This window comes from Ruegeria arenilitoris (assembly GCF_013035425.1).
In the GTDB taxonomy this organism is placed as follows: Bacteria; Pseudomonadota; Alphaproteobacteria; order Rhodobacterales; family Rhodobacteraceae; genus Ruegeria; species Ruegeria arenilitoris_A.
Genome location: NZ_WQHX01000001.1, coordinates 461,391 through 474,229, shown reverse-complemented (window position 1 = coordinate 474,229; position 12,839 = coordinate 461,391). Strand labels below are relative to the sequence as shown.

Sequence of the window (12,839 nt, the reverse complement as noted above, 5' to 3'; positions counted from 1 at the left end):
ACTAGGCGTCCTCTAACGCGCGCAATGATCTGACGGCTTCGTCGAAATGCTGTGGATGCGTTGCGATCGCTTCACGGAACAGATTTTTGGCCGTATTGATATCACCCTGTTTCACCGCCGAAATACCCATCGTGTTCAGCAGCCGGGCCCGCTCGATCTGGGTCATCGGCACGACCGGCATCCCATAGTTTCCTTGCGCGCTACGCGCTAGAACCAGGTTGTTTTTCGCCGTGAACAGAGTTTTGTCCTGTTGAATGGCTTCGGCAAACAATCGCTCTGCTTCGGCATATTGTCCGCGGGTCATTTTGGAGTAGCCCCAATTGTTCATAACACTCGCGGGGCGTGTGGTCAGGCCAACGGCAGTTTCATAATAATGGTCCGCGCTTTTCCAGTCATTTCTGGAATCTGCGACCAAGGCCTCAAGACGGTAACGCTGAAACGTCTCGTAAGTCGGGGGAATTTTATCCAGTGTGGCTTTGGCTTTGTCCCAATTTCCGCTGCGGACCAAGGCGTCAGCGTATTCAACCCGGTCAGCGTTATTGGCACCGCTCATTTCAGTGACACGTTTCCACGCTGCTGCAGCCTCTGTGCTGCGCTTGGCCCTCGTCAGGCTGATTGCGAGTCCGCGTTGCAAGTCAATCCGGTCGGGATTTTTTAGTGCTGCACCTTGGAAATAGGTGACCGCTTCGTTGGGATCGGCAGCGGTAAGCAATACGTCGTTCAGGTTTGTTTCGTCGATGACGTTGACTTCCTGAAAGGTGCGTTCCACTTTTTCTTCTTCGGATTCTTTGGCGCAGGCGGATAGAACCAGTCCAAACATTATGACAGTCGGAATCAAAAAGGGTTGGCGCATTTTTGCGTCCTTTACTGCTCTTAACCTCGTTTACTGGATTTTGCGCAAAACGAATTCTCCGTCGCCGCGCCTTTCCAGTTCAAATTCTTGTTCTTGAGTGTCATTATTAGCAGGATTTTCCATTTTTGCGAGTGCTAACCGCAGATTGTCGCGGATTGCGTCACTTTCGCCATCGTCCAATGCGTAAGCGCGCCGGAATACCTGTGCTGCCTCTGCATATTCTCCAGATTCCATGAGATAAACACCCAGGTTGTTCCATGCTACAGGCCATTCCGGGTCTTCTTTGACAGCTCGACGCAGCAAAGGCCCTGCCTGACCAACGCGCCGCAGTCCGAGATTTGCCGTTCCCAACGATGTTAGAATCTCTGAAGTCATGCCTTCTTGCAAAGCTGCGCGCGTAAAAGCCTCAAGAGCCAATTCGTATTCGCCTGCAGCCATCAGTCGATTTCCAACCGTGACTTCATTAACCGACGCTCCGTCAGGATCCACGCCCGGTGCAAACGGATCGTCAGACAGACCCGTTTCTGTGCAAGAAGCCACCATGGCTAGAACCGCGGTGGCTTTAAAAATTTTGCAAAGCCCTTTGCGGGCTCTGCGAAACACTGAATCCATCAGGTTATCCGCCGACACCCGGCCCGTTACCTCTTCCGAATTCCATAATGCCTTTGGCCGATGGGCCGACTAGGATGAGCAGAAGCGGAGGAACCGTCAGCATCATAGTGGCAAGTGTCATTTTAGTTGGCAACTTGTTAGCGGCCTCTTCAGCACGCATCACCCGTTTATCGCGCATTTCATCAGCGTAAACCCGCAAAGCTTCGGCTATAGATGTACCGAATGTTGCCGATTGGATCATCACCGTCACAAAGGCACTAACGTCTTGGACACCGCAGCGAGTTGCGAAATCGCGAAGCACAACGTCCTTTTCTTTACCGGCCTTCATTTCGTACGCCACAACTTCGAATTCTGTGGCGATTTCGGGGTAAGATGCCTTCATTTCCGCCGCCACTCGGACAATAGCCTGATCCAGCGATTGGCCAGCTTCAACGCAGACCAGCATCAGGTCTAATGTATCTGGGAAACCTGCAGTAATCGCTTCCTGACGCTCGGCAACACGGCGAGTGATCCAGTACTTTGGGATAAAGTACCCGATTGCTCCGGGCACCAACAAGCGAATGCCAATTTGGGTGGAATCAAATTCCTGATCACCAGCAAAAACAGTAACCAACAACACACCAACCATGATGCCAACCATCCCAAGTGCAAACTGCGCAAAATGGAAAAACCGAACTGCATCCTTGGACTGGTAACCAGCCTGGCGCAACTTAAGCTGGACAGCAGAGTATTCCTCTTGGTTTTTAGGTTCCAGAAAAGTCGCAAACTTTTCAAGCTGTTCGTTCTGGCCCGAATTTCTGAGCCGATCTTTTTTGTCTTTTTTGTTCTTTTTCGGCGGAGCCGTCGAACGTTGCAATTTCTTCAGCGGATCTTCCGGTTGATTCAGCATCAGTGGTATCGTTATCAGGACCATGAACAGTCCCAATACACCGACCAGAATCAATGGGCCGAATTCACCCAGGTTTTCTTTCAAAAATTCGTTGACGAAGGTCAGGAATTCCATGGCAGTGTCCTCAGACCTTAATGTTGGTTAGAATTTTCATAACGATGATGTTCAGCGTCAGCATTATGCCAACAAAGAAACAGGCCGGAATGAAGTACGGTTCGTCTAAAACGGTGTCGTAGTAGTTGGGGTCTTTAACTAAAATGAACACCAAACAAGCCACAGGAAAACCGGATAGGAATTTTCCTGACCACTGAGCTTCGGCCGTGATTGCCTTTACGCGCCGGAATAGGCGGAAGCGTGCTCGGATCACCTTGGCCAAACCCGCCAGAATCTCGGCGAGATTACCGCCGGACTGCTGTTGGATCGAAACCGCGACTGCAAGGAATCGCAAGTCCTGCATGCCTAGGCGTTCGGCCATGTCTTTCAATGCTTCGCCAACGTCTCTACCGTAAGCTACTTCATCTGAAATCACACCGAATTCGGTGGCTAATGGGTCCTCGACCTCTGTCGCAACGATTTGGATCGAAGACACAAAAGGGTTGCCGACACGCAGTGAACGCACCATCAGCTCGACTGCATCGGGCAATTGTTCTTCGATCAAACTCGTGCGTTTCTTAGCTTTGTGGTTGACCCAGGCATAAACCGCGCCGATCCCGATCGCTCCGGATAGTGCAGCGCGCAAAACTGTTTCAGAGGCCGTAGCTATGCTAAGAGCCATAAAGGCAAGGCCGGACACCAATGCCATGACCATGATCAGTTGTTTTGGGCTGAACGCGATTGCGGCCTTTTGCGCTTTGTCTGCCAGTAGGGAATAGAGCGGAATACTCTGTGTTTTCATATGCTGCTGCATTTCCTTGCGCAGCTGTTCCAACACTTCTTCGCGGCCTGCGCCCTTGTCTATCATGTCCAAACGCCGATTCACGCGGCTGTTCAGACTGATCGATTTTCCAAAGGCGACCAGATAAATACCCTCGACCAAGAGGAGGACTCCCACGAAAATCACGACATATATAAGGGCCTCGAAAGGCAAGGTCATAACTTATGTCTCCTACATTGTCGTTGGATCGTAAATCGACGATGGCAAGTCAAAGCCCCACAGACGGAAGCGTTCGGAGAAGTGGCTGCGCACGCCCGTTGCAGTGAAGTGACCAATGATTTTGTTGTCAGGCGTCAGTCCAACACGTTGAAACCTAAAGATTTCCTGCATTGATATCACGTCGCCTTCCATGCCGGTGATCTCAGTGATTGATGTCATCCGACGCGAACCATCCTGTAGACGGCTGGCCTGAACAATTAGGTTCACAGCAGATGCAATCTGACTGCGGACGGCCTTGATCGGCATCTCAATCCCCGCCATTGCAATCATGTTTTCCAGACGACTGATACCGTCACGGGCCGAGTTGGCGTGGATTGTAGTCATCGATCCGTCGTGGCCTGTGTTCATTGCCTGTAGCATGTCGATGACTTCTGCGCCGCGTGTCTCGCCAACGATAATGCGGTCGGGACGCATACGCAGGGCGTTTTTCAGGCAATCGCGTGGGCTGACTTCACCCTTGCCTTCGACGTTCGGTGGGCGGCTTTCCATTCTGCCCACATGGGTCTGCTGCAGTTGAAGTTCTGCAGTATCCTCGATGGTCAGAATGCGTTCGGCATCATCAATAAAACTGGACAGAGCGTTCAAGGTCGTCGTCTTACCGGAACCAGTACCACCCGATACAATGATATTCAGGCGAGTGGACACCGCAGCTTGCAGATATGCGGCCATTTCTTCGGTAAACGCTCCGAAGTTGACCAAATCGTCGATACCAAGCTTGTCCTTTTTAAACTTACGAATGGATACTAACGATCCATCAACGGCAATAGGCGGTACCATTGCGTTGAAACGCGATCCGTCCGCCAAACGGGCGTCAACGTAAGGGTTGGATTCATCCACGCGACGACCCACGGCGGATACGATCTTATCGATGATCCGCATCAAGTGCTTTTCGTCTTTGAATGTGATGTCGCTGAGTTCCAGCTTGCCAGCGCGTTCTACAAAGATTTGTTGGGGGCCATTAACCAGAATATCGTTTACTGTGTCGTCTTGCAGAAGAGTTTCCAGCGGACCGAGGCCTGTTACCTCGTCGTACAACTCTTTGTTTAGTTGCGATCGATCTTCGCGGTTCAGAACTATGTTGCGAGATTCCAGAATTTCGCCGGCAATTGCGCTGATTTCGCTGCGAAGTTCTGCTTCGGCCGCCTTTTCCAAAGCCGCCAGGTTCAAGTTTTCGAGCAGCTCCCGGTGTAGTTCTTGCTTGATCTCGCCCAGGCGTTCCTTGCGTTTGCGATCACGATCGTTGCCGACAACTTCTGCCGCTTTTTTCTGCACTGGTTTGCGCGCTACCGCAGTAGATGCCGAAGGTTCAGCCGCAGATGCGGCCGGAGCGGCCTTTGGCGCCTGTTTCTCAACCGGTTGCGCGTCAGACTGCTTTTTGTATCTTGAAAACACGGCGGTTCTCCCTCGGATTACGCGGCTTCGGCGTTGCTGGAGCCAAGGCTATGAAGCGACTGCGCAAGTTTGGCGATTTCTTTGCGTAGCGGGTTCTTGGCGGCAGAGCTTGCCAACGGCAAACCGTGATCCCCGCTTTGCATGACGGGCTTGCCGCCATCCGGCAGGTGCAAGTCAATGGATATACCCAGGCTTTCGCCCATGCGTTTTACCCTGCTCTTGCCGCTAAGATCCGTGAATTTCGGGGCACGGTTCATTGCAAAGCGTAGCTTGTTGAATGGAAGTTCCTCGGCCTGCAACGCACGCTTAAGCCGCAATGCGTTCTGGGCCGACCGCATGTCCAGTTCGATCAATGCAAAATAGACGTGTGCGGCTTGGAGTACAGTTTCGGACCAATGAACTAGCGTCGAGGGCATGTCTACAACCACATAGTCAAAATGATTGCGGGCCGTGTCTATTACCCTTTGGATATCCTCAGGCGTGATGATGTCTAATGGCACCATGTCAGATGGCGCAGTCAAAACCTGCAGCTTGTCTTCAAATGTCTGCAGCGCCTGACCGAAGGATTCTTCGTCCATCGATGCCGTATCTGAAAGCATTTCGAAAACAGCTTCGTGACGAGGAAGATCCAGATAGGTCGAAACCGTGCCGAACTGCATGTCCAGATCGATAAGGCAAACTTTGGGTCCATCTTTGTTGGACACTGTTGCAAGTTCCCAGGCAAGATTTACAGCCAACGTTGTGGAACCGACACCGCCCGCAAGACCGTGAACGACAAATAGAGCGCCCTCTTTTGCCTCTCCATGCGTTATCGCCACGCCAGGCTGCGGGGCAACAACCGGATCAGGCTTGTTCATGCGATTGATGGCTTCCTGAAGTTCGTTTTCCGGAAGCGGGTAGGGGACAAATTCGTCCGCGCCTTTACGCAACAGCTGATGCAAGGAAGCGGGCGTGACATCTTCGGCGATCAGAACAACTTTAATGCCTTTTTCCTTGGCATGAGTGATGATTTCGCCCATCAGTGTCAGGTTGTCTTCGTCTTCGCCGTCCAGTGCAAGCGCGACAAACTGCAACGACTCAGCTTCTGGTTGGCTAAAGAAGGCCAGCGCCTCAGCAAAGCCTAAATCACCCCAACGCTCGCCCAGGACGGCTTCCATATCTTCAATCAAAAGATCAAAGTTTTGGACATCCCGACTAATGGTGCAGGCCTGTATCGCTGTATTATCGTTTTGCGGCGTTGCGCTCGTCATAAACTCAATCCTCGTCGAGAGGGCTGAGCAAACCGTACGAACTTTAGGGGTCTGTTCTGATTTGCTGTCGCCCTGTGCGGTCAGTTGTGGCCGCAAGTCACCCTATTTTTTGCAAGGTCGCTTGGAAGTTGGGCAAGAATTGGGCGCAAAAGAACCAATTGTAGGGAATTGGGCGACGATGCCGCCCAATTTGTCGCTATTGTTCGAAACCCTAACGAACAAAGCTCATTCAGTGGGGTTCGTTGAACCGACGGCCGTTTCGCTACGCAAAGTCGACTCTACGCGCGCACTTTGAACGTATTCGCGGTAAATGACCTCGGCGTACTTGCCGTCCAAAATATTTGGATGTCTGTCAACAAATCCAGACACTTCCGTCACGGTGCGACGGTTACGGCGGTCTCTGTTCTGCGTCGCGATCAGAGGCCGCGTTTTGCCAAACGAAACCACTGCCTCGAGCCGCGAACGGGAAATGCCCTGACGTGTAAGGAACGAAACTGCTGCGTTTGCCCGGCGAAGACCCAGCTGCTGGTTGTAAGCGGCTGAGCCTACAGCATCAGTGTGGCCGTAGACCCGGAACCGGGCCTCGGGGAATTGCTTGATCCAAGCAGCCTGCTGCAACAAAATCCGTTGGGCCGAAGCGTCAAGTTGTGCGCTGTCGAACGCAAAGTTGATTTGGCTTGGGACCTCGGCTGCAAAACGCTGCGCGAGTATCTGACCGTAAGTCAGTTCGCCGTTCATGATCTGAACATTGTTCAGAGTAGCGTTACCGAATGTGCCCTGGTCCAGTTCAAAGCCAGCTTCACGAGTACAGCCTGCAACAGCAACCGAAAGGCCTAGTGTTATAAACCACTTATGCATTGGTTCTATCCTTTCCATCAATCCAGGACGTAGCCGTAGGAATTGCCAAAGTCTTGTCTGGCCACTTCCGAAGCTGCACCGTTTCCAGCACGTTCAGTGTGAGCAATCTTGCCGTTAATGAACAGGTCGAATTCGCTGGGTGGTTTGACCCGATCTGTTGGCAGGGCCAAGGCCTCGCCGCGTGTCGGAGACACCAGATGGGCGGTGATGATAATGACAAGCTCGCTTTGATCGCGCTGGTATTCTGCGCTGCGGAACAAGGCACCAAGAACCGGGACGTCTCCAAGCCAAGGTATCTGGTTGTTCAGGTCGGTGAAGTCGTCCTGAATCAGGCCCGCAATCGCAAAGCTTTCGCCGTCGCGCAGCTCAACAGTTGTGCTGGTCTGACGGACGACAAAACTGGGAACGGTGTCACCATTGATTGTGAAGTTCGTATTTGGATCGATGCTAGAAACAGAAGTTGCCATTTCCAGATTGATCAGGTCGCCGTCGACTACGCGTGGGACAAAGTCGATCTCGACACCGAAAGACTTGTATTCGATGGCAACCACACCGTCATCCTGTGGGACAGGGATAGGAACCTCACCGCCAGCGAGGAAAGTCGCTTCCTGACCAGACAGTGCAGACAAGTTCGGCTCGGCCAATGTACGAGCTAACCCTTTACTTTCGAGGGCTTCAAGCAACAAACGGACTTGGGTAGATCCGGCGCCAAACCCGAATAGGATCGCGCCTGTATTGGTCTGTGCAAACGGGATGTTGTTCGCCAAGGCGTTGTTCAATCGACCTTGGCTGTTCAACGAATTGAAGCCGCCTGTCACGTCGCTGCCGCCAAAACCTAACGACGTCGAGAGGCTCTTGGCCACCTGCCGTCTCATCTCGGCAAAGCGCACTTTCAGCATAACTTGCTGTACGCCACCAACGTTCATCAGGTTCGATACCCGTTCAGGCGCGTAGCGTTCTGCCAGCTCAAGTGCTCGCGCCAAGCGGGCGCTGCTTGAGACAGTGCCCGACAGAACGATGCCATCGTTGGCGGTACGTACTTCGATCGGCTCGTTCGGCAGGATCTGCCGCAGCCTCTCTTTAAATTCGGACACGTCCGGCGAAACACGAACGCGGACATTTGTGATAAGATTACCTGCGCCGTCAAACATCGTCAGGGTCGTGGTCCCTGGCGCGCGGCCCAATATATATATTGTACGGTCCGAGAGCGTTGAGATATCCGCGATGCCAGCATTGGCAATGCTGATATCCGCGAAAGGTTGTTCGCTTTCGACCACAATAGCGCGGTTAATCGGGACATTTAGCGTCTCAGCCGTACCCTTCTTAACCACACGAAGATTTTCAGCCCAAGCGGCACCGCCGATTGGACCCATAACGAGCGTCAACCCCATAAGGGTTGCGCCTATCCAGGAACGTATTGTCATGTGACCTGCCTCTCCGATCACCACTCTATTTTTATGGGTCTAATGCCCTATGCCTTTGAACCCTGCTCTAAATCCGGATTTATTGCAATAATCAATGGTTTCCGGAATTTTCCTTATGTGGATAATACGCAACAATAGATTCGAATTGAATGGACAAGAACGACCAAGGCCGCGCCATCGGCGCGACCTTGTTTTCATTAACAGGCTGAAATTCGGTCAGTTTGTGCAGGGAATCTGCGTGACTACCATTTCGCCGCCTCGGCGCGTTTTTATGGTGCAAACCTCTTCTTCTTCAATCATTTGCACCGGCGCGGCTTCTTGGATGCCCAGCAGCTTGCGTTGGTCAACTTCTATTGCACTAGCTACAGTTTCGTCCTGAACGCCGACAAGAGCCAATGACAGCCGACCAGTGTTTTGCGCCTGTGCCAAAGCGGCAATCTGTTCGGGTGTCGCCGCTACTGTGACGGTTCGCGCAATCGTCGCGCCAGTTATGTCGGAACCGGCGGTTTGGTCGACGGCAATAAGTTCAATATTGGTTTGGATCAGCCGCGTTATTTCGCCGGCTGCGCCATCAACGGCGCCTCTTAGGGATCCAGTCCAGTAAACGTCGACACTGTCGCCGGGGCGCAAGAATCCAGACACCCCCGAAGCGACATCAACGCTGATTGCGAATGCGCGCATACCCTTTTTCAACTGTGACGTAAGACCGGCAGACTGGCCCGGCGCTGTAACCTTAACAGCCATCAAAGCTTCGTCTTTTTCCATAGCGCGCAAAACGAATCGTTCATTGTCCCCGGTTTCCGGGAAAAGAACGGTCATATCAAGGAACGAGCCTTCTGGTATGGCATTTTCGGGCCATTGTACCGTGCGCACGTCTTCAGGAATTAGCTTTTCCCCATATCTCAGAGCGCGATTCGAAACGATTACGTCTACAGTGGGAACAACTTCGACTTTCGCATTGGCCAGAGCTTCCTCACGTAGTTGTCGCTCGAGCGCTAATTTAGCCTGATTCTCGGTGATGTATTCACGCGCCATGTAGACGGCTCCGCCTGCCAGTGCGACCCCGATGATCAGGACAAGTCCAAAAACAGCCCGCATTTGTCCCTCGTTTAATTTTGGTTCCAAAGATTATGAGACGCGTCGCGTCACATTGGTTCAGTGTCAACGTTAATTTGGAATTGTGTCGAAAAGTGGGACAATCGCAGATGATATTCTGAAATTCTAATTTTTTTCAGAGGGCGTTGAGCAGCGAGCAGAGATTTATCTTTTTTATTCAAACGAAATAGGTTCGACCACGACGCTCGCAAGGACTTGTCCGCTTTGCTCATCCACATGTCGTAGTGGCTCGTGCATGTAATAATACATCAGAGCACCCAGACCAACGACCCCTGCCGTTATCACAACCCAGTCAGCGGTAATTGCACCGCCCTCGTCATTCGCGAAATTCATGAATTTTTTCAACATTACACTAAACCAGGTTTCTTGGAGCTAAAAGAAAAGGGCCATGCCTTTAAGCAAAGGCAAGGCCCCCATCATGTTTTGAAACTCACGACCGAATTAGTTGCCAAAGGTCGGAGTTGTAACGGTCGCGCTGGTCAGAGCGGACTGAACGTCGCCTGCCAGATCGCTGGCACCGGTGCGAACTTGGTTATAAGCAATTGCGGCCAGAGCAACTACGGCTGCGGTCAGAACGACCCAGTCAACTGTTACGGCGCCGTCTTCGTCTTTACGGAAGTTCTTGATGAACTTGATCATGTTGCGTCCCTCCTAAAGGATCAAACAGTTAATTAACCTCGGCGTCTTACAGAGCTTTCTCTCTCGGTCCGCTCCCGATCGTCTCGGCATGGGGATAGTTTTGCCTGTTGTGCGTGGCAGGAATTGGGCCAAACACATTTTTTTTTGTGAAAAGCTTAATTTTTTGACGGCAAAATTTTTAACACTTTGAAATTAAACAAAAAATGTTGCAATCTTTTTTAACCATACCAGTTTAGGCGATGCAATTTTACGGCAAATGAGGCGAAATCGCCCTATTTCGCTTTGTTTTTCTGGCTTTGAGGGCCGTTTCAATGTTCAAAATGATCCAAAAGAATAGATGAGGCAGGCAAAATGAATTTCCGGGACGCATTTTCATGTGTCAGCGTTGCGGTGTTTCTTCTGGTTAGTGTGACACCATTGTCCGCAACCGAGCAAGAACCGCGCGGTGTTTACAAACGTATCAAGGCGCCAGCGCCCGGTACGCGCGCGCGGGTTATGATTCAAATTACACCCGAGCAGCACGCGAATTCTCCATCGGCCCCTAGCACGGGAAACGACCTGGACGTTCCCGCAATCATCGCCCGGGCTGAGCCGCCCGCTTCGGCGGCTCCACCAGTAGGAGACGTAGCCAAGCCTGTTGGATCTTACAAAGCGTTTTGGAACCGCGTGTCGCCTGAGATGGCTCATGCAAGCTCTGGACGGCTCCGGGATGCTTTTAAGGCCTTGTCTTCGATTGGAGTCGCGGCGCCGAGATTGCAGACATTGCAAAACATAGCCGAACAGAGGGGTGTCGACATTTTGCGCTCGACAGTTGGTACAGACGTGTCTCCGGCACTTGTTCTTGCAGTTATTTCAGTAGAATCTGCTGGGCGTGTGGATGCCGTCAGCTCGGCCGGTGCGCAGGGACTGATGCAGTTGATGCCTGCGACTGCTGCCCGGTTCGGTGTTAAGGATAGCCTCAAACCCGAACAAAACATCTCGGGTGGTGTAAAGTACCTTGATTGGTTGATGGACGAGTTCGGTGACGACCCAATCTTGGTTTTGGCAGGATATAACGCAGGTGAGGGCGCTGTTCGCAAGCACGGTGGCGTTCCGCCTTACGCAGAAACTCGTGACTATGTTCCAAAAGTGTTAGCGGCGTTTCAAGTGGCCCGTGCCCTGTGCACGTCGCCGCCCGAGTTCTTTTCGGACGGCTGCGTGTTTCAAACCATGAATTAAAAGAGGCCAGTTAATCAGCGGTCCTCTTCAGTTGCCGTCGGATCAATTGACGATTTTTGCCTCGGTAGCACCACGGATTTCGTCTTCTGTGACACCATCGGCAATTTCGACGATCTTGAGACCACCGTCCACCACATCGAGAACCCCAAGGTTGGTAATAATGCGATCCACCACCTTTTTGCCGGTCAACGGCAGGGTACATTTCTGCAGCAGCTTGGATTTGCCGTGCTTGTTTGTGTGATCCATCACAACGATCACCCGACCGACGCCCGCGACCAGATCCATGGCTCCGCCCATGCCCTTGACCAAAACCCCCGGAATCATCCAGTTCGCCAGATCACCTTCCTCGTCTACTTCCATTGCACCCAGAACCGCAGCAGCGATCTTGCCGCCCCGAATCATTGCAAATGACGTGGCACTGTCGAAATAAGCCGTGCGGGAAAGTTCTGTGATCGTCTGTTTACCTGCGTTGATCAGGTCAGGATCCTCGTCACCTTCGAAGGGGAAGGGGCCCATCCCCAACATGCCGTTTTCAGACTGCAGAGTAATATCTTTGTCGCCCACATAGTTAGCCACCAGCGTCGGGATTCCGATGCCCAGGTTTACGTACATTCCGTCTTCTAGTTCTTGCGCCGCCCGCGCGGCCATCTGATTGCGGTCCCAGGGCATTATGCCTCCTCCTTCTTGCGGGTGGTGCGTTGTTCGATGCGCTTTTCATGCTCGCCCTGAATCAAACGATGAACATAGATTCCGGGAAGATGAATCGAGTCGGGGTCTAATGAACCGCGCGGAACAATTTCTTCCACTTCGGCGATACAAATCTTACCGCAAGTTGCTGCGGGCACGTTGAAATTTCGCGCTGTTTTGCGGAACACCAGGTTCCCAGTGTCATCAGCTTTCCAAGCCTTCACGATAGCGAGATCGGCAAATATTCCTTCTTCGAGAATATAAGTCTCACCATCGAAATCTTTATGCTCTTTGCCTTCGGCAATAACTGTTCCGACACCAGTTTTTGTATAAAAACCGGGAATTCCTGCACCTCCTGCCCGCATTCTTTCGGCCAGCGTGCCCTGTGGGTTGAATTCCAATTCCAGCTCGCCACTCAGGTACTGACGCATGAATTCTGCGTTTTCACCGACGTAAGAGCTGATCATCTTTTTGACCTGCTTAGTTTGCAACAGGATGCCGATCCCGAAATCGTCGACGCCAGCGTTGTTCGACGCGAAAGTCAGGTTCTGCGCACCTGAGTTTTTGATGGCCTCAAGCAGCAGCTCAGGAATCCCGCACAGGCCAAATCCGCCTGCGGCGATCATCATGCCGTCTGAGATCACTCCGTCGAGCGCCTCATTGGCATTGGCATAGACTTTGTTCATGGAAAACTCCCCCAATGACATGGTGACGAAGCAGGTTGTGCCGTCGCGTCATTGGGAAGTCA

At 52.2% G+C, this 12,839-nt stretch carries 14 protein-coding genes; 1 reads left to right on the top strand and 13 read right to left on the bottom strand.

The features are described from left to right. Position 1: 1 nt before the first annotated feature. The 11 genes from GOV45_RS02280 to GOV45_RS02230 all read right to left on the bottom strand — a co-directional run bounded on the left by GOV45_RS02280 (position 2) and on the right by GOV45_RS02230 (position 10,186). Positions 2-853, bottom strand: a complete 852-nt coding sequence (locus GOV45_RS02280) for a tetratricopeptide repeat protein (protein WP_170473667.1) — start codon at positions 851-853, stop codon at positions 2-4. A gap of 30 nt (positions 854-883) precedes the next feature. Next, a complete protein-coding gene (locus GOV45_RS02275) occupies positions 884-1,396 on the bottom strand; it encodes a tetratricopeptide repeat protein (RefSeq protein ID WP_254447884.1) in 513 nt (170 codons plus the stop codon). 73 nt (positions 1,397-1,469) lie between these two features. Continuing rightward, complete coding sequence (locus GOV45_RS02270; RefSeq protein WP_170473661.1) at positions 1,470-2,468, bottom strand: type II secretion system F family protein; 999 nt, start codon at positions 2,466-2,468, stop codon at positions 1,470-1,472. Between the two features lie 10 nt (positions 2,469-2,478). Further along, entirely contained in the window at positions 2,479-3,447 is a 969-nt protein-coding gene (locus tag GOV45_RS02265; protein WP_170473658.1) for a type II secretion system F family protein, read from the bottom strand. Between the two features lie 12 nt (positions 3,448-3,459). Further along, on the bottom strand, positions 3,460-4,899 hold the full coding sequence (locus GOV45_RS02260) for a CpaF family protein (protein WP_170473654.1): 1,440 nt from the start codon (positions 4,897-4,899) through the stop codon (positions 3,460-3,462). Positions 4,900-4,916: 17 nt separating this feature from the next. Next, entirely contained in the window at positions 4,917-6,149 is a 1,233-nt protein-coding gene (locus GOV45_RS02255) for an AAA family ATPase (protein ID WP_170473651.1), read from the bottom strand. A 225-nt stretch (positions 6,150-6,374) separates the two neighbouring features. Continuing rightward, complete coding sequence (locus GOV45_RS02250; protein ID WP_170473649.1) at positions 6,375-7,007, bottom strand: OmpA family protein; 633 nt, start codon at positions 7,005-7,007, stop codon at positions 6,375-6,377. Positions 7,008-7,024: 17 nt separating this feature from the next. Further along, positions 7,025-8,431, bottom strand: coding sequence for a type II and III secretion system protein family protein (locus GOV45_RS02245; RefSeq protein ID WP_170473646.1), 1,407 nt, complete (start codon positions 8,429-8,431; stop codon positions 7,025-7,027). A gap of 216 nt (positions 8,432-8,647) precedes the next feature. Then, positions 8,648-9,529 (bottom strand): Flp pilus assembly protein CpaB, encoded by an 882-nt coding sequence (cpaB, locus tag GOV45_RS02240; RefSeq protein WP_170473644.1) that lies wholly within the window; start codon positions 9,527-9,529, stop codon positions 8,648-8,650. A 171-nt stretch (positions 9,530-9,700) separates the two neighbouring features. After that, a complete protein-coding gene (locus tag GOV45_RS02235; protein ID WP_437436504.1) occupies positions 9,701-9,880 on the bottom strand; it encodes a hypothetical protein in 180 nt (59 codons plus the stop codon). Positions 9,881-9,988: 108 nt separating this feature from the next. Next, on the bottom strand, positions 9,989-10,186 hold the full coding sequence (locus GOV45_RS02230; protein WP_170473639.1) for a hypothetical protein: 198 nt from the start codon (positions 10,184-10,186) through the stop codon (positions 9,989-9,991). Positions 10,187-10,537: 351 nt separating this feature from the next. Here GOV45_RS02230 and GOV45_RS02225 point away from each other — a divergent pair, with 351 nt between their 5' ends. After that, positions 10,538-11,404, top strand: coding sequence for a lytic transglycosylase domain-containing protein (locus GOV45_RS02225; protein WP_170473636.1), 867 nt, complete (start codon positions 10,538-10,540; stop codon positions 11,402-11,404). Between the two features lie 42 nt (positions 11,405-11,446). On the opposite strand, the gene GOV45_RS02220 is transcribed toward GOV45_RS02225, so the two are convergent. Then, complete coding sequence (locus tag GOV45_RS02220; protein ID WP_170473633.1) at positions 11,447-12,073, bottom strand: 3-oxoacid CoA-transferase subunit B; 627 nt, start codon at positions 12,071-12,073, stop codon at positions 11,447-11,449. Further along, a complete protein-coding gene (locus tag GOV45_RS02215) occupies positions 12,073-12,777 on the bottom strand; it encodes a CoA transferase subunit A (protein WP_170473630.1) in 705 nt (234 codons plus the stop codon). Before GOV45_RS02215 ends, GOV45_RS02220 begins: the two co-directional genes overlap by 1 nt. Positions 12,778-12,839: the final 62 nt, after the last annotated feature.